The 17,430-nt window shown below is 74.3% G+C and carries 16 protein-coding genes; 12 read left to right on the plus strand and 4 right to left on the minus strand.

The window, feature by feature from the left end:
- Positions 1-107: 107 nt before the first annotated feature.
- Complete coding sequence (locus tag LCD35_RS19465) at positions 108-281, minus strand: hypothetical protein (protein ID WP_224967821.1); 174 nt, start codon at positions 279-281, stop codon at positions 108-110.
- Between the two features lie 363 nt (positions 282-644).
- Between LCD35_RS19465 and LCD35_RS19470 the strand changes: the two genes are divergently transcribed.
- Positions 645-1,334, plus strand: coding sequence for a response regulator transcription factor (locus LCD35_RS19470; RefSeq protein ID WP_224967823.1), 690 nt, complete (start codon positions 645-647; stop codon positions 1,332-1,334).
- A gap of 41 nt (positions 1,335-1,375) precedes the next feature.
- On the opposite strand, the gene LCD35_RS19475 is transcribed toward LCD35_RS19470, so the two are convergent.
- Positions 1,376-3,124 carry a GAF domain-containing sensor histidine kinase gene (locus LCD35_RS19475; protein ID WP_224958705.1) on the minus strand — a complete coding sequence of 583 codons (1,749 nt, stop codon included), beginning with the start codon at positions 3,122-3,124 and terminating at the stop codon, positions 1,376-1,378.
- A 270-nt stretch (positions 3,125-3,394) separates the two neighbouring features.
- A complete protein-coding gene (locus LCD35_RS19480) occupies positions 3,395-3,844 on the minus strand; it encodes a MarR family winged helix-turn-helix transcriptional regulator (protein ID WP_224967825.1) in 450 nt (149 codons plus the stop codon).
- Positions 3,845-3,993: 149 nt separating this feature from the next.
- Here LCD35_RS19480 and LCD35_RS19485 point away from each other — a divergent pair, with 149 nt between their 5' ends.
- Genes LCD35_RS19485 through LCD35_RS19500 form a run of 4 tightly spaced genes read left to right on the plus strand, consistent with a single transcriptional unit; the run spans position 3,994 to position 6,513 of the window.
- Entirely contained in the window at positions 3,994-4,584 is a 591-nt protein-coding gene (locus tag LCD35_RS19485; protein ID WP_225044610.1) for a non-oxidative hydroxyarylic acid decarboxylases subunit B, read from the plus strand.
- A gap of 17 nt (positions 4,585-4,601) precedes the next feature.
- A complete protein-coding gene (locus LCD35_RS19490) occupies positions 4,602-6,026 on the plus strand; it encodes a non-oxidative hydroxyarylic acid decarboxylases subunit C (protein ID WP_224958708.1) in 1,425 nt (474 codons plus the stop codon).
- Positions 6,027-6,049: 23 nt separating this feature from the next.
- Entirely contained in the window at positions 6,050-6,277 is a 228-nt protein-coding gene (locus tag LCD35_RS19495; RefSeq protein WP_224958710.1) for a non-oxidative hydroxyarylic acid decarboxylases subunit D, read from the plus strand.
- Positions 6,274-6,513, plus strand: a complete 240-nt coding sequence (locus LCD35_RS19500; protein WP_224958712.1) for a hypothetical protein — start codon at positions 6,274-6,276, stop codon at positions 6,511-6,513. The genes LCD35_RS19495 and LCD35_RS19500 overlap by 4 nt, the downstream gene beginning before the upstream one ends.
- A 42-nt stretch (positions 6,514-6,555) precedes the next feature.
- Here LCD35_RS19500 and LCD35_RS19505 read toward each other — a convergent pair whose 3' ends face one another.
- A complete protein-coding gene (locus LCD35_RS19505) occupies positions 6,556-8,028 on the minus strand; it encodes an MFS transporter (protein WP_225044606.1) in 1,473 nt (490 codons plus the stop codon).
- Positions 8,029-8,173: 145 nt separating this feature from the next.
- Here LCD35_RS19505 and LCD35_RS19510 point away from each other — a divergent pair, with 145 nt between their 5' ends.
- The 7 genes from LCD35_RS19510 to LCD35_RS19540 all read left to right on the plus strand — a co-directional run bounded on the left by LCD35_RS19510 (position 8,174) and on the right by LCD35_RS19540 (position 17,338).
- Positions 8,174-11,113: an alpha-L-rhamnosidase gene (locus LCD35_RS19510; RefSeq protein WP_225044607.1), complete on the plus strand. Its 2,940-nt coding sequence runs from the start codon at positions 8,174-8,176 to the stop codon at positions 11,111-11,113.
- A 137-nt stretch (positions 11,114-11,250) separates the two neighbouring features.
- The gene (gene cysC, locus LCD35_RS19515; RefSeq protein ID WP_255615241.1) at positions 11,251-12,771 is read left to right on the plus strand and encodes an adenylyl-sulfate kinase; all 1,521 of its coding nucleotides are present in this window, start codon (positions 11,251-11,253) and stop codon (positions 12,769-12,771) included.
- The gene (locus LCD35_RS19520) at positions 12,768-13,652 is read left to right on the plus strand and encodes a sulfite exporter TauE/SafE family protein (protein ID WP_225044609.1); all 885 of its coding nucleotides are present in this window, start codon (positions 12,768-12,770) and stop codon (positions 13,650-13,652) included. The genes cysC and LCD35_RS19520 overlap by 4 nt, the downstream gene beginning before the upstream one ends.
- Entirely contained in the window at positions 13,649-14,422 is a 774-nt protein-coding gene (locus LCD35_RS19525) for a 3'(2'),5'-bisphosphate nucleotidase CysQ (RefSeq protein ID WP_224958721.1), read from the plus strand. The genes LCD35_RS19520 and LCD35_RS19525 overlap by 4 nt, the downstream gene beginning before the upstream one ends.
- Positions 14,422-15,333 carry a sulfate adenylyltransferase subunit CysD gene (cysD, locus tag LCD35_RS19530; protein ID WP_224958722.1) on the plus strand — a complete coding sequence of 304 codons (912 nt, stop codon included), beginning with the start codon at positions 14,422-14,424 and terminating at the stop codon, positions 15,331-15,333. The genes LCD35_RS19525 and cysD overlap by 1 nt, the downstream gene beginning before the upstream one ends.
- On the plus strand, positions 15,333-16,619 hold the full coding sequence (locus LCD35_RS19535; protein WP_224967835.1) for a sulfate adenylyltransferase subunit 1: 1,287 nt from the start codon (positions 15,333-15,335) through the stop codon (positions 16,617-16,619). Before cysD ends, LCD35_RS19535 begins: the two co-directional genes overlap by 1 nt.
- Positions 16,620-16,675: 56 nt before the next feature.
- Complete coding sequence (locus tag LCD35_RS19540) at positions 16,676-17,338, plus strand: sulfotransferase family protein (protein WP_224967837.1); 663 nt, start codon at positions 16,676-16,678, stop codon at positions 17,336-17,338.
- Positions 17,339-17,430: the final 92 nt, after the last annotated feature.

Consider the following 17,430-nt stretch of genomic DNA (forward strand, 5'->3'; position numbering starts at 1 on the left):
GGTGGGCGTGGGCGCTCCGGTCCGCCCAGGGCGCGGCCCCGCCGGTCGGCCGGCGGGGGCGGCGCCGCGCCCGCGGCCGGCGCCCCCCCCCCCCCCCCCGCCGCGCGTCAGCCGCCGAGCCAGGTGGCGACGAACTTCGCGACCCGGCTGACCCGCCGGACCTTCGGCCTGCCGCCCGCCACGCCGTGGATCTCCCACTCCTGGCCGCACTCCGGGCAGAACCACGGTCCCAGCCTGCTCGCGTCCGGCTCGCACGGGTGACCCCGCCGTCCTCGCCGCATCCCGCCGTCCTTCCCCGCTCGCCGCGCGCCGTGGCCCCGCGGCCCACGACGATGATCAGCACCGATGACACCACAGCGCGCCGCCGCCGCGGAACATTTCCGGATCGTGGTCATCCGGCCGGGCGCGGGACCTTCGACCGTGTGACCCGCCGTATCCGGTTCGTACCGTCGAACAGGTGAGAACAGCTGGGGACACTCGGCGTGCGGCGCCAGGACGACACCGGATCGGCACGACCGCCACCGCCGGAGTCCGGATCAGCGGGCACCGCCGCCGGTCCTGCGCCGCCCGCCGCACCGCCCTTAGCCTGGGAACGACGGTTTCTGGCGCGCCCGCACGCCGCGGGCGGAAGCGGGGGCTGCGAGATGGCACAACCGGACGAGGCGGGCACCGGCCCCGACGCGGGCGGCGCGACCCGCATCGCCCTCGTCGACGACCACGAGGTGGTGCGCCGCGGGATCGCCGACCTCCTGGAGGACGAGGACGACTTCACCATCGTCGCCGAGGTCGGCACCGTGCAGGAGGCCCTGGTGCGGCTGCCACCGGCCCGGCCCGACGTGGCGGTGCTCGACGTGCGGCTGCCCGACGGCAACGGCATCGAGCTGTGCCGCGAACTGCTCTCCCTGCTGCCCGGGGTGCGCTGCCTGGTGCTCACCTCGTTCTCCGACGACGAAGCGCTGCTGGACGCGATCATGGCCGGGGCGTCCGGGTACGTGCTCAAGCAGGTCCTCGGCTCCGACCTGCGCTCCGCGATCCGGCAGGTCGCCGCCGGGCGCTCGCTGCTCGACGCGGCCACCACCTCCGCCGTGCTCGAACGGCAGCGGCGCAAGCATTCCCGGGAGGACCCGCTGCGGCGGCTCACCGAGCAGGAGCGGGCCGTGCTGGAGCTGATCGGCGCCGGGATGACCAACCGGCAGATCGCCGAGCGGATGTTCCTCGCCGAGAAGACGGTGAAGAACTACGTCTCGCAGCTGCTCTCGAAGCTCGGGATGCAACGCCGCACCCAGGCAGCGGTCCTGGCCACCGAACTCCGCTCTCGTCCTTCCTCTGGTTGACCTCCGGGGTGCACGGCCCGGCGCCCGACGGGCGCTTCCGGTCAGGCGGGTTCGTCGTGGGGGAGGGGGGCTCGCCAGGTGAGGCGGGTGCCGCCGTCCTCGGGGGTGGTGAGTTCGAGGGTGCCGGCGAGCTGTTCGGCGCGGGCGCGGAGGTTGCGCAACCCGTTGCCGGGAGCTCCGCCGGCCGCCCCGCAGCCGTTGTCGACCACCTCGATGGTCAGCTCCGCGCCGGTGTCCACCGACACCGTGATCGCGGTGGCCCCGCCGTGGCGCAGCGCGTTCGCGACCGCCTCCCGCACCACCGCCTCCGCGTGCTCGAAGTGGCCGGCGGGCACCGCGGTGTCGATCGCACCGGACATCCGCACCGCCGGGGCGAACCCGGCGCCGCTGCTGGCGTCGGCGACGGTGTCCAGCAACCGGCGGCGCAGGCTCACCGGGTCGTCCGCGCCGGGCGAGGAGTGCAGGTCGAAGATGGCGGTGCGGATCTCGCGCACCGTGTCGTCGAGCTGCTGCACCGACTGCTGCACCCGCCGCCGCACGTCCGAATCGGTGGCGCGGCGCAGCGTGCCCTGCAGGCTCAGCCCGGTCGCGAACAGCCGCTGGATCACGTGGTCGTGCAGGTCGCGGGCGATGCGGTCGCGCTCGCCGAACACGTCGAGCTGCCGCTGCGCGCGGTTCTTCGCCGCCAGCTCCAGCGCGATCGCCGTCTGGTCGGCGAAGGACGCCAGCAGCGGCACCTGCCCCGGACCGAACGGCCTGCTCTCCTTGCGGCGCAACGCGATCACCGCGCCCGCGCCGGCCTCGCCCGAGTGCAGCGGCACCGCCAGCGCCGGGCCGTAGCCGGGCAGCACGTGGTTGAGGCCGCTGACCGGGGACGCGGACACGTCCGACTCCAGCACCGGGGTGTCGCCGGTGAGGCTGGCCAGCACCGGGCCGTCGGTGCTCACCGGGATGCCCACCTCGATGTCCGCCTCCCCGGCGACGGCCTCGACCCGCGCCTGGCCGGTGGCGGCGCCCTGGCGGGCCAGCACGATCAGCGCGCAGTCGGCGCGGGAGATCTCCATGGCGCGCTGCGCGATGAGCCGCAGCCCGTCGGCGGTGCTGACACCGGACAGCAGTTCGGTGGTGATCTCGCTGGAGGCCTGCAACCAGCGGTGCCGCAGCCGCGCCTGGTCGAACAGCCGCGCGTTCTCGATGGTGACCCCGGCGGCCGCGGCCAGGGCGCGCAGCACCACCTCGTCGTCCTGGCCGAACTCGCCGCCGTCGAGCTTCTCGGTGAGGTACAGGTTGCCGAACACCTCGTCGCGCACCCGGATGGGGATGGCGAGGAAGCCGCGCATCGGCGGGTGGTGCTGCGGGAAGCCGATCGATGCCGGGTGCTGGGTCAGGTCGCGCAGCCGCAGCGGGCGCGGATCCCGGGTGAGCTGCCCGAGCAGCCCGCGGCCCCGCGGCGTCGGCCCCATCCGGGCGACGGTGGCCTCGTCGATGCCGACGTGCACGAACTGGGTGAACTCGCCGTCCGGCCCGAGCACGCCCAGCGCGCCGTAGCGGGCCTGCACCAGCTCGGTGGCGGCGGTGACGATGCGGTGCAGGGTGGTGTCGAGCTCCAGCTCGGTGCCGATCGCGAGGACCGCGTCCAGCAGGTCCTGCATCCGATCCCGGGTGCTGATCACCCTGGCCAGCCGCTCCTGCAGCTCGCCGAGCAGTTCGTCGAGGCGGAGGTCGCCCAACGTGGAGGCCACCTCTTGCAGCCGGTCGGTGACCGGGTCGTGGGAGGAGGCTTCGGACATCGCTGATCCATCGGTGTGCGGCGGGCCCGCCGAGGTGCTTCGGCGGGGCGTCGGTGCGGGAGCCGCCCGTTCCCGGCGCGGTCTCGGCCGGGTGCCGCCGGGGCTGCGGGCCGAACGCGGGCCGGGTCGTCGGGGCGGCGGCCGCGGGGTGCGGCCGTGCCCGTGGCGGACGTGCCGGTGCTCGCCGGTGCCGGGCCGCGTGCCGTCGGCGCGGGGTCGAGCGTGACCTGAGTGTGACCGAACGCCGCGGTGGTGGCGAGTCGTTCTCGGTCAGGTGCCGGGGGTTTCCGGGGGCGGGGCGAGTTCGCCGGTCTCGTCGGCGGCGAGCTTGGTGAGCAGCTGCCGGAGCCGGTCCGATTCCTCGGCGCTGAGCCGGTCCAGCGCGGTGCTGTTGATCTCGTCGGCGAGCGCGGTGGTCTCGCGCAGCACCCGCCTGCCCTCGTCGGTCAGCTCCAGCACGCGGCGCCTGCGGTCGTAGCGGTCGACGGTGCGCGCGACGAGCCCGCGCTGTTCGAGGCGGGCGAGCATCGCGGCGAGCGTCGCCTTGTCGATCGCGGCGCGCCTGCCCAGCGCGGCCTGTTCGATGCCGGGGGCCTCGTCGATGGCGGTGAGCGCGGCGTACTGCGGCTTGGTCAGCTGCGGGGATCGCGCCTGCCAGCGGGCGCCGTGGTCCTGCAGGACCCGGCGCATCAGGTGGAAGACGGCGCTTTCCAGCTGCACGACGCACTCCTCTTGCCGGTCCGGTGGGCTCGCATCCTACGAGATCGGTTCGGGCGGTGGGGCCGGAGCCGTCGCCGCGGTGACCGCGGCCGCAGCGGTGGTAGTATGTGTACGAACGTTCGTCTACGAACTAAAGGAGGCGGGTGGCGGTGCGCCTGATCGTCGGGATGACCGGAGCCACCGGGGCGCCGCTGGGCGTGCGCCTGCTCGAAGCGCTGCGCGGCCTGCCCGAGGTCGAGACGCACCTGGTGCTGAGCCGCTGGGCCCGCACCACCGTCGAGCTCGAAACCGGCCGCAGCACCCGCGAGGTCGCCGAGCTCGCCGACGTGGTGCACGGGCCCGCCGAACAGGGCGCGTCCATCTCGTCCGGCTCGTTCCGCACCGACGGCATGATCGTCGTGCCGTGCAGCATGAAGACCCTCGCCGGCATCCGCACCGGCTACGCCGACGGGCTCATCGGACGTGCCGCCGACGTGGTGCTCAAGGAGCGGCGCAAGCTCGTGCTCGTCCCGCGGGAGACGCCGCTGAGCGAGATCCACCTGGAGAACATGCTCGCGCTCTCCCGGATGGGCGCCGTGCTGGTCCCGCCGATGACCGCCTTCTACGACCAACCGCAGTCGGTGACCGACCTGCTCGACCACGTCGTGATGCGGGTCCTCGACCAGTTCGACCTGCCCGCCCCGGACACCCCCCGCTGGGGCGGTCTCCGCGCGGCCCGGGACGCATCGGCCGACCGATGACCAGTGAAGGAGGAGAAGTGGCCCACGACGACCTGCGGTCCTACCTGGACGCGCTCGACGAGGCGGGACAGCTGCTGCGGATCACCGAACAGGTCGATCCGGAACCGGACCTCGGCGCCGCCGCCAACGCCGTGTCCCGGCTCGGCGAGGGCGCGCCCGCGCTGCGGTTCGACGACGTCACCGGGTTCACCGACCCGCGCATCGTGCTCAACGCGCACGGGTCCTGGCCCAACCACGCCATCGCGATGGGGATGCCGCCGGAGACCTCCACCCGCGAGCAGGTGCAGGAGTTCATCCGGCGCTGGGAGGACTTCCCGGTCGCCCCCGAGCGCCGCGCCGACCCGCCGTTCCTGGCGAACTCCCGCGAAGGCGCCGAGGTCGACCTGTTCGAGGTGCTGCCGCTGTTCCGGCTCAACGACGGCGACGGCGGGTTCTACCTGGACAAGGCCGCCGTCGTCTCCCGCGACCCGGACGATCCGGAGAACTTCGCCAAGCAGAACGTCGGCGTCTACCGGATGGAGGTCAAGGGCCGGAACGAACTCGGCCTGCAACCGGTGCCGATGCACGACATCGCGCTGCACCTGGGCAAGGCCGAGGAGCGCGGCGAGGACCTGCCGGTCGCGATCGCGCTCGGCAACGACCCGATGATCACCATCGTCGGCGGCACCCCGCTCGGCTACGAGCAGTCCGAGTACGAGATGGCGGGCGCGCTGCGCGGGGCGCCGGCGCCGATCGCCACCGGGCCGCTGACCGGGTTCGACGTGCCGTGGGGCTGCGAGGTGCTGCTCGAAGGCGTGGTCGTCGGGCGGCGCCGCGAGGTCGAAGGGCCGTTCGGCGAGTTCACCGGGCACTACTCCGGCGGCCGGAACATGCCGGTGGTGCGCATCGACCGCATCTCCTTCCGCACCGACCCGATCTTCGAATCGCTGTACCTGGGCAAGCCGTGGACCGAGATCGACTACCTGATCGGCCCGGCCACCTGCGTGCCGCTGTACCAGCAGCTGCGCGCGGAGTTCCCGGAGGTGCAGGCGGTGAACGCGATGTACACCCACGGGCTGCTGGCGATCGTGTCCACCAAGAAGCGTTACGGCGGTTTCGCCCGCGCGGTGGGGCTGCGGGCGATGACGACGCCGCACGGCCTCGGCTACACCAAGGTCGTGATCGTCGTCGACGAGGACGTGGACCCGTTCGACCTGCCGCAGGTGATGTGGGCGCTGTCCACGAAGGTCAACCCGGCCGGGGACCTGGTGGTGCTGCCGAACATGTCGGTGGTGGGCCTCGATCCCGGGTCCCAGCCCGCGGGCATCAGCGACAAGCTGGTGATCGACGCGACGACGCCGGTGGCACCGGACGCGCGCGGGCACTACGGCCAGCCGGTGCGGGACCTGCCCGAGACCGGGCGCTGGGTGGAGAAGCTGCGCGCCCTGCTGCGCGAGAACTGAACCGACGACGAGAGGAGAGCGCGATGTGCCCGCGTTGTGCCGCGACCGAGGTGACGGTGCAGGCCGTGTCGCCGGTCGCCGGGGTGTGGGAGGTGCGCCGCTGCGAGTGCTGCCACTACTTCTGGCGCAGCACCGAACCGGAGCGCCGCACCCGCCGCGAGTCCTACCCGGAGGCGTTCCGGATGACCCGCCGGGACGTCGAAGCGGCGACCGAGATGCCCGCCGTTCCGCCGCTGCGGAGTGCGCCGTGAGCGGGCGGGCGCTGATGTGGGAGGTGCGGGCCGCGCCGGGCGTGCAGCCGGAGCTGCTGGCGTGGGTCCGGGAGCACGCGGTGCCCTGCTGCGGTCCGGTCGAGCTGTACCGCTCGGCCGAGGACCGCGTCGTGCTCATCGCGCACCACGACGCGGACCCGCCGCGGCTGCCGACCCCGCCGCCGCACCTGGTCGCGCGACCACCGCACCAGTGGACCTTCGACCGGGTCAGCTGACCTTCCGGCGCCCGCCCGGCCGAGCAGGTCGGGCGGGGCGGGTCAGCGGTGGGCGTCGGTGCAGGTGCACGGGTCCTGGCAGGCCTGCTGCACCCCGGGCAGCGGCATCGGTTCGACCGCGAGGCGGCGGCCGCCGATCGTGCACCAGAACAGCACGCCGCCGAGCGCGCACGCCCCGGCCGAGACCAGCATGGCGAACCCGAACCCGTCGGCGACGGTGTCCCCGGGCCCGGTCATCCCCGCGACCAGCGGCAGCACCGCCACCGCGACCAGCCCGGCGAGGCGGGAGATCGCGTTGTTCACCCCGGAGGCCACCCCGGCACGATCGGCGGTCACCGAGGCGAGCACCGCCGAGGTCAGCGGCGCCACGGTCACCGACAGGCCCAGCCCGAACACGAGCACCCCGGGCAGCACCCCGGTGAGGTAGGTCGAGCCCGGCTGGGCCCAGGTCAGCAGCGCCAGGCCGGCCGCGCACCCGAACGGCCCGATCGTCATCGGCAACCGCGGCCCGGTGCGCTGCGCCAGCGCACCCATCCGCCCGGAGATCAGCAGCATGATCACCGTGATCGGCAGCGTCGCCACCCCGGCGCGAAGCGCCGAGTAGCCGAGGGTCTGCTGCAGCTGCAACGACAGCAGGAACAGCGCGCCGCTGAGCGCCGCGTACACGGTGAACGTGGTGAGGTTCGCCCCGGTGAACTGACGGGAGGCGAACAGGTTCAGCGGCAGGATCGGGTTCCGCCCGCGGTGTTCGAGCAGCGGGAACGCGACCAGCCCGGCGACCCCGACGACCAGCGCGGCGATGGTGACCGGGTTCCAGCCGCGCGCGGGCAGCTCGATCAGCGCGTAGATCGCCCCGGCCAGGCCGAGCGTGATCGTGGCGGCCCCGGCGAGGTCGGGCGAGCCGGGCCGCCCGCTGCGGGTCTCCGGCACGTGCCGGGCGGTGACGTGCAGGGCGAGCGCGGCCAGCGGCACGTTGATGAAGAACACCCAGCGCCAGGACGCCGCGTCCACCAGCCACCCGCCGATGAACGGCCCGAGCGCGGAGGACACCCCGGTCAGGCCGGCCCAGGTGCCCACCGCCCGGCCGCGGTCCTCGGACCGGATGGTGGAGTTGATCAGCGCGAGGCTGCCCGGCACGAGCAGCGCCCCGCCGACGCCCTGCAGCAGCCGTGCCACGATCAGCAGCTCCCCGCTGGGCGCGAGCCCGCAGCCGAGGGAGGCGAGGGTGAACACCACGAGCCCGATCTGGAACACCCGCCGCCGCCCGTAGCGGTCGCCGAGCGCCCCGCCGAGCAGCAGCAACGCGCTCAGCGTGAGCAGGTACGCGTCCAGCACCCACTGCAGCACCGCGAACCCGCCGCCGGTGTCCCGGCCGATGGCGGGCAGCGCCACGTTCACCACCGACCCGTCCAGGAACGCCACGCCCGAGCCGAGGATGGTGCCCGCGATGATCCACCGGCCGGTGCGGCTCGCCAGCGGGATGGTGGCGGTGGGATTGCCGTCGGTGCTGGTCATGCGGTCCTCTCCGCGGCCGTCGTCCGGCCGACGCACCGAGGATAGGCGGCCGCGCCACCTCGGGCAGCCGTCCACTGTGGACTGTTGACGGCCGGTGCCGCGGTGCGTAGAACGAGAGCGGCCTACGACCGCGCTGGAGCAGCCGATGACCGGAATCCGCCCGGAACGCCTCCGCGTCGACGGCCGCACCGGGCCGCTGCTCGGCGTCGACGAGCGGCACCCGGTGCTCAGCTGGGGGTTCGCCGCGGAGGACGCGGAACCCGGCGGCCTGCAGACCGCCTTCCAGGTCGAGGTCACCGATCCGGACGGCCGGACCTGGTGGGACAGCGGCGTGGTCGAGTCCGGGCGCGCGCGGGTGCGCTGCGGCGGTCCGGAACCCGCCGCGCGGCAGCGGTTGCGCTGGCGGGTGCGGGTCCGCGACGAGCACGAGCGCTGGTCCCCGTGGAGCGAGCGCTGCGAGTGGGAGCTCGGGCTGCTCACCCGCCGCGACTGGGGAACGGCGAGCTGGATCGCGCACCCGGACCGCGGGCCCGGCGATCCGCTGCCGATCTTCGCGAAGGCGTTCACCACGTGCGGGCCGATCAGCGCCGCCCGGCTGCACCTGTGCGGGCTGGGCGTGCACGCGGCGACCCTCAACGGGCGGCCGGTGACCGACGAGGTGCTGGCCCCCGGGAACTCGAACTACCAGCGCTCCGCCGAGCACCGGGTGCACGACGTGCGGGAACTCCTGCTGCCAGGGGAGAACGTGCTCGGCGTGGCGCTCGGCCACGGCACCGCGCACGTGCACCGGTACGGCACCCGCGGCGGCGCGCGCGACCCCTACTCGTGGTGGACCAGCACCGAACCGGCGCGCGGCGAGCTGCTGGTTCCCGCGCACCCCGGCGCCGACCGCATCCGCGTCCCGGACCCGGGTGGCCACCCCATCGGCGGGACCGTCACCATCGGCACCCGCGATCGTTGGGAGAGCAGGCAGGTCGTCGCCGCCGACGAGCACGGGCTGATCATCACCCCGCCGCTGGAGCACCGGCACCCCGCGGGCGCACCCGTCGAAGGCTCCGGCGACCCGGTGGCGCAGTGGGAACCGACCGCCGGCGCCGCGGTGTCCCCGCGGCTGATCGCCCGCCTGGAGCTGACCGGGCCCGACGGGCGGCGCGACATCGTCAGCAGACCGGACTGGCGCACCGCGCTGGGGCCCGCGATCACCGACAACTGGTTCTCCGGCACCGACCACGACGCCCGCCGCGCCCAACCCGGCTGGGACGAGCCCGGCGCCGACCACACCGCGGCCGCGCCCCGCCGCGACGGCGAGCCGACCGGGTGGGTCGACGCGATCCGCACCACGCCGCCGAACGGCGGCACCGAACTCGTGTGGCGCCGGGCGCAGCCGGTGCGGGTCGTGCGCGAGTGGCGGCCGGTGCGGGTGCGCGAGCTCGAACCGGGACGCCGGGTGTTCGACCTGGGGCAGAACCTCGCGGGCTGGCCGCGGCTGCGGCTGCCCGAAGTCCCGGCGGGCACCGAGGTGACGCTGCGGCCCGGCGAGTCGCTGGTCCCCGACGGTTCCGTCGACCAGACCTCCGTGCGCAACGACCGGCGCGGCACCGACGTGCTGCACACCTACACCGCCGCGGGCCTGCCCGGTGGGGAGACCTGGCAGCCCTCCTTCCAGTACTTCGCGATGCGCTTCGTGGAGGTCACCGCGCCGCCCGAGGTGCGTCCCGAGGTCGTCGGGCTGCAACTGCGGGCCGACGCGCCGCGCGCCGGGTCGGTGCGCACCTCCGACGAGCGGGTGGACCGGTTGCACCGGATGGCGCACTTCTCCGTCGCCTCGAACCTGATGTCGGTGCTCACCGACTGCCCCGGCCGGGAGAAGCTGGCCTACGGCGCCGACTACACGCACCCGATGGGCGTGCTGTCCCGGCACTTCGACCTCGCGGCCTACCTGCCGACGATGCAGCGGCACCTCGCCGAAGGGCAGTCCGGGCGCGGGCCCGACGTGGGCAACGTGGCGCTGAAGGCGCCCGTCTACGACTGGGGCTACCGGGACCGGTTCGGCGACGAGGTCAACTGGGGCAACGCGATCGTGCTGGTGCCGTGGCTGCTGCACCGGCTCTACGCCGACGCCGAGACGATGGCGCGGCACTACCCGGCCATGACGGCCTACCTGGACTACCTGCGGCGCCGCAAGGCGCACCGGCACCTGGTCGTCGGCGAGCTCGGCGACTGGGTGGCGGCGGAGGAGACCGCGGGCGAGCTCACCGGCACCTGGGGCTACCACGCCACCGCCCGCGCCATGGCGGACGTGGCCGCGGCGCTGGGGAACCCCGCGGACGCGCGCGAGTACGGCGCGCTGGCCGAGGACATCGCCCGCGCCTTCCACGAGCGGTTCTACCTGCCCGACCTCGGCTGCTACAGCGGCGACGGGACCGAGCGGGGCGCGACGCAGGCGGCGCAGGCGATGCCGCTGGACGCCGGGATCGTGCCCGTGTCGGAACGCCCGCGGGTGTTGGCCGCGCTGGTCGAACGCGTCCGCGCGTCCGGCGGCCCGCTGCTGCGCGCCGGGCACCTCGGGCTCGGGCCGGTGGTGCGGGTGCTGCGCGACGCCGACCGCGACGAGCTGCTGTGGGAGGCGCTGCACCAGGACGCGGGCTACGGCGAGTTCTTCCGGGACACCCCGGCGAACCCGGGCGGGCTCAGCACGGTTCCGGAGCAGTGGGACCTGCGCAACTCGCTGAACCACATGATCCTGACCCAGCTCGACGAGTGGTTCCACACCGGACTCGCCGGCCTCGACCAGGCGCCGGGCTCCACCGGCTTCCGGCGGCTGCGCATCCGGCCCAAGGTGGTGGGCGACCTGCGCCGGGTCGAGGGCCACCACACGACCCCCGCGGGCCGGGTCGAATCCCGCTGGTACCGCGACGGGCGCGAGTTCACCCTCGCCGTGCGGATCCCGCCGAACACCACCGCCGAGGTGCACGTGCCCGGCCGCACCGCCGGAGCGGACCAGGTCCGCGACGGGCACGGGGTGTTCGAGCTGGGGCCGGGGGAGCGCACGTTCCGCTCGACGCTGCCCCGCGCGGAGTCCTGAACGGGCCGGTGAAGTTCGCGAACAATGCCGGAATCGGCGATCCGTCAAGGCTGGAAATGTGCCGGTGCGGTGGGAAAAATGCGATGTGGCGAGAAGTGGACACCGGGGTTCACCCGTCGATCCCACTTCGGCACGGTATGCATCAAGTCGGCCCCGACCAGCGGACAGAGGTGCGTGTGAGCGCGAGCAGAGCGGAGCCTGAATGTCCCGGCCCTGACGGGACGATCCCGGGCTGGACCCCCGAACCCGCTGAACTGTCCGATGTGGAACTGCTGCTGGACGGTGCCTTCGGGCCGTTGACCGGATTCCTCGGCGCCGCCGACGTCGGCTCGGTGCGCACCCGGCGCCGGTTGCTGGACGGCACCCCGTGGCCCGCGCCGATCGTGCTGCCGGTGCCCGCCGACCTCGCCGACGCGCCCCGGATCGAGCTGCGCGACGCCGAAGGCGCCCCGGTCGCGGTGCTGCGCAACGACGATCCCTGGTCCGACGGCACCACCTGCTTCGCGGCCGGAGAGCTTCGCGCCGCGGCCGACCCCGCCGGAGCGCTGCGCCGGATGCGCCCGCCCGCCGCCGAGGTCCGCGCGGACCTGCCCGCCGGGCCAGTGCTCGGCGTCGTCGCCGACGCCCCGCTGCACCACCGCGAACTCGCGCAGCTGCGCGAACTCGCCGCCGAGTTCGACGGGCACGTGCTGCTGCTGCCCCGGATGACCGGGCCGCGCCCGGAACTGCTGGTGCAGGCCCTGCTCGCCGCCCGCCCGCAGCTGCCCGCGGGCACCGCGGTCGTGCCGGTCCCGCTGGCCCGCCGGCCCGACCCGAAGGCCGACGCGGCGCTGGCCGCGCAGGTCGCCGCCGCCTACGGTGCCACCCACCTGGTCACCGCCGACCCGGTCGAGGACTCGCCGATCACCGTGGTCGCTCCGCCCGAACTGGTCCGCGACTCCGCCGACGCCTGGATCCGCGCCGAGCGGGTCGAACCCGGCTGCGGGCGCGGCGGCCTGGGCGCCGAGGAGCTGCGCGCCCGCCTCGACGAGGGCGCCCCGCTGCCGTCCTGGTTCACCACTCCGGCGATCGCCGAACACCAGCGCAGGCTGCACCCGCCGCTGTCCGAACGCGGCTTCACCGTGCTGTTCACCGGCCTGTCCGGGGCGGGCAAGTCCACCCTGGCCCGCGCGCTGCGCGACGAGCTCAGCCAGCACGACCACCGGGCGGTGACGCTGCTGGACGGGGACGTGGTGCGCCGGACCCTCTGCGAAGGCCTCGGGTTCTCCGCCGCCGACCGCAGCCGCAACGTGCGCCGCATCGGGTTCGTCGCCTCCGAGGTCACCCGGCACGGCGGCGCGGCGATCTGCGCGCCCATCGCGCCCTACGCGGCCGACCGGGACGCGGTGCGCCGCATGGTGTCCGACTGCGGCGGGTTCCTGCTGGTGCACGTCGCCACCCCGCTCGGCGAGTGCGAACGCCGCGACCGCAAGGGCCTGTACCGCAAGGCGCGGGCCGGGGCGCTGCCCGAGTTCACCGGCGTGTCCGCGCCCTACGAGCCGCCCACCGACGCCGACCTGGCGCTGGACACCTCCGGGCTGTCCCAGGACGAAGCCGTCGCCCGGGTCGTGGCGCTGCTGCGGGAACGGGGCTGGGTGCGCTCGTGGACCTCGGAGTGACCCTGACCGGTCTGCTGACCGGATCGCTGGTCGGCCTGACCGGGATGGGCGGCGGTGCCCTCACGATGCCGCTGCTGACCGTCGTGTTCGGCGTGCCGCCGCTGGCCGCGGTGTCCACCGACCTGGTGGCGGGCGCGGTGATGAAACCGGTGGGCGCGGCCGTGCACCTGCGGCGGCGCACCGCTCACCTGCCGACGGTCGGCCTGCTGTGCCTGGGCTCGCTGCCGTGCGCGCTGCTCGGTTCGCTGCTCGCGGGCCGGCTCGGCGCGGGCACCGGCGCGGTGCTCAAGGGGGTGAGCGCGGCCGCGGTGCTGCTCGCCGCGGTGACCCTGGTGGTGCGGATGCGTTTGGACCGCGGACGTCCGGCGTCCGGTGCGGCACCGCGAATCCGGCCGGTCCCCGCCGTGCTGCTGGGCGCGGCCGCCGGGTTCGTCGTCGGCACCACCTCGGTCGGTTCCGGGTCCATCGTCATCGTGTGCCTGCTGCTGCTGGACCGGGCGATGAGCTCGGCGCGGCTGGTCGGCACCGACCTGGTGCAGGCCGTGCCGCTGGTGCTGGTCGCCGCGCTGGGCCACCTGCTGCACGGCCAGGTCGACCTCGGGTTGGTGGGCTCGCTGCTGGCCGGTTCGCTGCCCGGGGTGCTCGCCGGATCACTGCTGTCGGCGCGCATCCCGGACCGGCCCGTCCGGGTGCTGCTGGGCGGCATGCTCGCCGCCAGCGGGGCGATGCTGGCCGGAACGGGGGCGGCGGTGGCGGCGGCGCTCGGCGGGCTGGTCGCGCTCGCCGCCGCGGCGGTGTCGTCCGGATGGTTCTCCCGTGGTCGGGCGCCGGCCCCGGCGGGGGAGCGGATCGATGCCGGCGCCGAAGGAGGAACCGGGTGAAGGCGGACGATCACGAGCTGGCCGCGCGGCTGGCGGACGAGGCCGGGCGGTGTCTGCTGGAGCTGCGCGCGCGCCGCCGGTCCGAAGTGGACGGCAAGGTGCTCGGCGACGAGGGCGACGCCGCCGCGCACGAACTGCTGCTGGCCGCGCTCGCCGAGCAGCGCCCGCAGGACGCGGTGCTCTCCGAGCACGGCACCGCGGGTCCCGAGCGCTCCGGCGGCGGCCGGGTGTGGATCGTGGATCCCCTCGACGGCACCAGGGAGTTCTCCGAACCGGACCGCCCCGACTGGGCCGTGCACGTGGCGCTCGCCGCGGAGCACCAGGTGCGGGCCGCCGCCGTGGCGCTGCCCGCCGCGGGCCTGGTGCTCGGCACCGGCAGCCCGCCGCGGGTCCCGGCCGCGCACGGCGGGCCGCCGCGCATCGCGGTGAGCCGCAGCCGCCCGCCGGAGTTCGTCGCCGCCGTCGCCACCGCGCTCGGTGCCGAGACCGTCCCGATGGGCTCGGCAGGCGCCAAGATCAGCGCGGTGGTCCGCGGCGAGGTCGACGCCTACCTGCACGCGGGCGGCCAGTACGAGTGGGACAGTGCCGCCCCGATCGGCGTGGCCCGGGCCGCCGGGCTGCACACCAGCCGCCTCGACGGCTCGCCGCTCGTCTACGACCGACCCGACCCGTGGCTGCCGGACCTGCTGGTCTGCCGCCCCGAACTGGCCGAACCGCTGCTGGCGGCGGTGGCCGCCGCACCTGGAACACCTCCCGAGGGGAGCAGTTGATGCCCGCCCGACGCGCCCTGTCCCGCCTGGACGTCCTCGAATCCGAGGCGCTGCACCTGATCCGCGAGGTCGCCGCCGAGTTCGACCGGCCCGCGCTGCTGTTCTCCGGCGGCAAGGACTCCGCGGTGCTGCTGCGGCTGGCCGAGAAGGCGTTCTGGCCCGCCCCGATCCCGTTCCCGGTGCTGCACGTGGACACCGGCCACAACTTCGAGGAGGTGCTGGAGTTCCGGGACCGCCGCGCCGCCGAGCTCGGCGTGCGGCTGGTGGTCGCGTCCGTGCAGGACTCCATCGACGCGGGCCGCGTCGTCGAGCAGGAGGGCCGCGGCGCCAGCCGCAACCGGGCGCAGACGGTGACGCTGCTCGACGCCATCGCCGAGCACCGGTTCGACTCGCTGTTCGGCGGCGCCCGCCGCGACGAGGAGCGGGCCCGCGCGAAGGAGCGGATGCTGTCCTTCCGCGACGCCTTCGGCCAGTGGGATCCGCGCAACCAGCGCCCTGAGCTGTGGAACCTCTACAACGGGCTGATCGGCCCGGGGGAGAACGTGCGCGCGTTCCCGCTGTCGAACTGGACCGAGCGCGACATCTGGACCTACGTCGACCAGGACGGCGTGGAGCTTCCCGCGCTGTACTTCGCGCACCGGCGGAAGGTCTTCGAACGCGACGGCATGTACCTCGCCGACAACCCGTTCGTGCACCGCGATCCGGACGAGGTGCTCACCGAGAAGTCCGTGCGGTTCCGCACCATCGGCGACATGACCTGCACCGGGGCGGTGCCGTCCACCGCGTCCACGGTCGCCGAGGTGATCGCCGAGATCGCCGCCACGAAGGTCACCGAACGCGGCCAGACCCGTGCCGACGACCGCGCGAGCGCGGCGTCCATGGAGGACCGCAAGCGAGAGGGGTACTTCTGATGAGCCTGCCCACCGATGCGGAGGAACGGAGCTTCGCCCCCGCCGACAGCCTGCTGCGGTTCGCCACCGCCGGGGCCGTCGACGACGGCAAGAGCACGTTGATCGGCAGGCTGCTGCACGACTCCCGCTCGCTGCTGGCCGACCAGCTGGAGATGCTGGAGCTGGTCGGCCGCGAGCGCGGCGACGACGGGCTGGACCTGGCGATGGTCACCGACGGCCTGCGCGCGGAGCGCGAGCAGGGCATCACGATCGACGTGGCGCACCGGTACTTCGAGACCGCGCACCGCGCGTTCATCATCGCCGACACGCCCGGGCACGCCCAGTACACCCGGAACATGGTCACCGGGGCTTCCACCGCGGACCTGGCGATCGTGCTGGTCGACGCCCGCAACGGGCTCACCGAGCAGAGCCGCAGGCACGCGGTGCTGGCCGGGCTGCTGCGGGTGCCGCGGCTGGTGCTGGCGGTGAACAAGATGGACCTCGTCGACCACGACCACGAGGTGTTCGCGGCGATCACCGCGGAGTTCGCCCGGTTCACCGCGGAGCTGGAGCTGCCCGAGGTCACCGCGATCCCGATCTCGGCGCTGCGCGGCGACAACGTGGTGCACCGCTCGGACCGGATGCCGTGGTACGAGGGCCCGTCGCTGCTGGAGCACCTGGAGCGGGTGCACATCGAGGACGACCGCGCGGCCGGGGACTTCCGGCTGCCGGTGCAGTACGTGATCCGCGCGCCCGAGCGGGACTACCGGGGCTACGCGGGCCAGATCAGCGGCGGTTCGGTGCACGAGGACGCCGAGGTGCTGCACCTGCCCTCGGGCTTGCGCACTCGGGTGACCGCGGTGGACACCGCGGACGGGGCGCTCGCCGAGGCCAGGGCGCCGCAGTCGGTGTCGGTGCGGCTGGCCGACGAGATCGACGTGGGGCGCGGCGACCTGCTGTGCGCCCCGGACGCCCCGCCGGCGGCGGCGACCGAGCTGACCGCCCGGGTGTGCTGGATGGCGGCGAACCCGGTGCTGCGGCCCGGAACGCGGCTGCTGCTCAAGCACACCACGCGCACGGTCAAAGCCCTGGTCACCGCGGTGCACCACCGGGTGGACGTGACGACGCTGCACCGCGAACCGGCCGCGGAGCTGGGCCTCAACGACATCGGCGAGGTCGGCCTGCAGCTGGCGCAGCCGGTGTTCTGCGATCCCTACGAGCGCAACCGGCTCACCGGCGGCGGCCTGCTGGTCGACGAGGCCACGCACGCCACCGTCGGCGCCGTGATGATCACCGAGGCGCGGTGAGACCCGGCGCCGGGAGGCGCCATCGGAAAGAAGCGAGCACGACTAGGAGCAGCACCATGGTGAAGATCATCGGAGCCGGTTTCGGCCGCACCGGGACCGCGTCGATGAAGGCGGCGCTGGAGCACCTCGGCTTCGGGCCGTGCTACCACATGTTCGAGGTCATCGCGGAGCCCGAGCGGATGCGGGACTGGGCCCGCGCGCTGGACGGGCCGGTGGACTGGAACCAGGTCCTCGGCGGCTACCGGTCCACTGTGGACTGGCCGGGCTGCACGTTCTGGCGCGAGCTGATGGAGGCCTACCCGGACGCGAAGGTCCTGCTCACCACCCGCGACCCGCAGCGCTGGTACGACAGCACCTTCGACACCATCTACCAGTTCGTGCAGGACCCGCCGGGCGACTCGGACGACACGTTCACCACGAAGCTGCGCCCCACCATCGAGCGGATGATCTGGAACGGCACCTTCGACGGCCGCTTCGAGGACCGCGCGCACGCCATCGAGGTGTTCGAGCGGCACAACGCCGAAGTCCGCGCCACCGTCCCCGCCGACCGGCTGCTGGAGTACCAGCCCGGCCAGGGCTGGGAGCCGCTGTGCGAGTTCCTCGACGTGCCGGTCCCGGCCGAGGACTTCCCGCACGTCAACGACAGCGCCTCCATCCGCGACCTCGCCGAGCAGGTCCGGAGCGAAGGGAAGTTCCCCTCCCCGTTCAGCAACGCCTGACCCGGCCCGCGGTGCCGCGGCACCGCATGTCGGCGATGACGCCCTCGGCGGGGTGCGAGAACCACACCGGTTGCCCCAGGTCGTCCATGATC

This window comes from Saccharopolyspora sp. 6V (genome assembly GCF_020176785.1).
GTDB lineage: Bacteria > Actinomycetota > Actinomycetes > Mycobacteriales > Pseudonocardiaceae > Saccharopolyspora_C > Saccharopolyspora_C gregorii.

Coding starts and splice junctions, on each gene's coding strand:
- LCD35_RS19465 (WP_224967821.1), bottom strand. CDS start 281: ATGCGGCGAGGACGGCGGGGTCACCCGTGCGAGCCGGACGCGAGCAGG.
- LCD35_RS19470 (WP_224967823.1), top strand. CDS start 645: ATGGCACAACCGGACGAGGCGGGCACCGGCCCCGACGCGGGCGGCGCG.
- LCD35_RS19475 (WP_224958705.1), bottom strand. CDS start 3,124: ATGTCCGAAGCCTCCTCCCACGACCCGGTCACCGACCGGCTGCAAGAG.
- LCD35_RS19495 (WP_224958710.1), top strand. CDS start 6,050: ATGTGCCCGCGTTGTGCCGCGACCGAGGTGACGGTGCAGGCCGTGTCG.
- LCD35_RS19505 (WP_225044606.1), bottom strand. CDS start 8,028: ATGACCAGCACCGACGGCAATCCCACCGCCACCATCCCGCTGGCGAGC.
- LCD35_RS19510 (WP_225044607.1), top strand. CDS start 8,174: ATGACCGGAATCCGCCCGGAACGCCTCCGCGTCGACGGCCGCACCGGG.
- cysC (WP_255615241.1), top strand. CDS start 11,251: ATGCATCAAGTCGGCCCCGACCAGCGGACAGAGGTGCGTGTGAGCGCG.
- cysD (WP_224958722.1), top strand. CDS start 14,422: ATGCCCGCCCGACGCGCCCTGTCCCGCCTGGACGTCCTCGAATCCGAG.
- LCD35_RS19535 (WP_224967835.1), top strand. CDS start 15,333: ATGAGCCTGCCCACCGATGCGGAGGAACGGAGCTTCGCCCCCGCCGAC.
- LCD35_RS19540 (WP_224967837.1), top strand. CDS start 16,676: ATGGTGAAGATCATCGGAGCCGGTTTCGGCCGCACCGGGACCGCGTCG.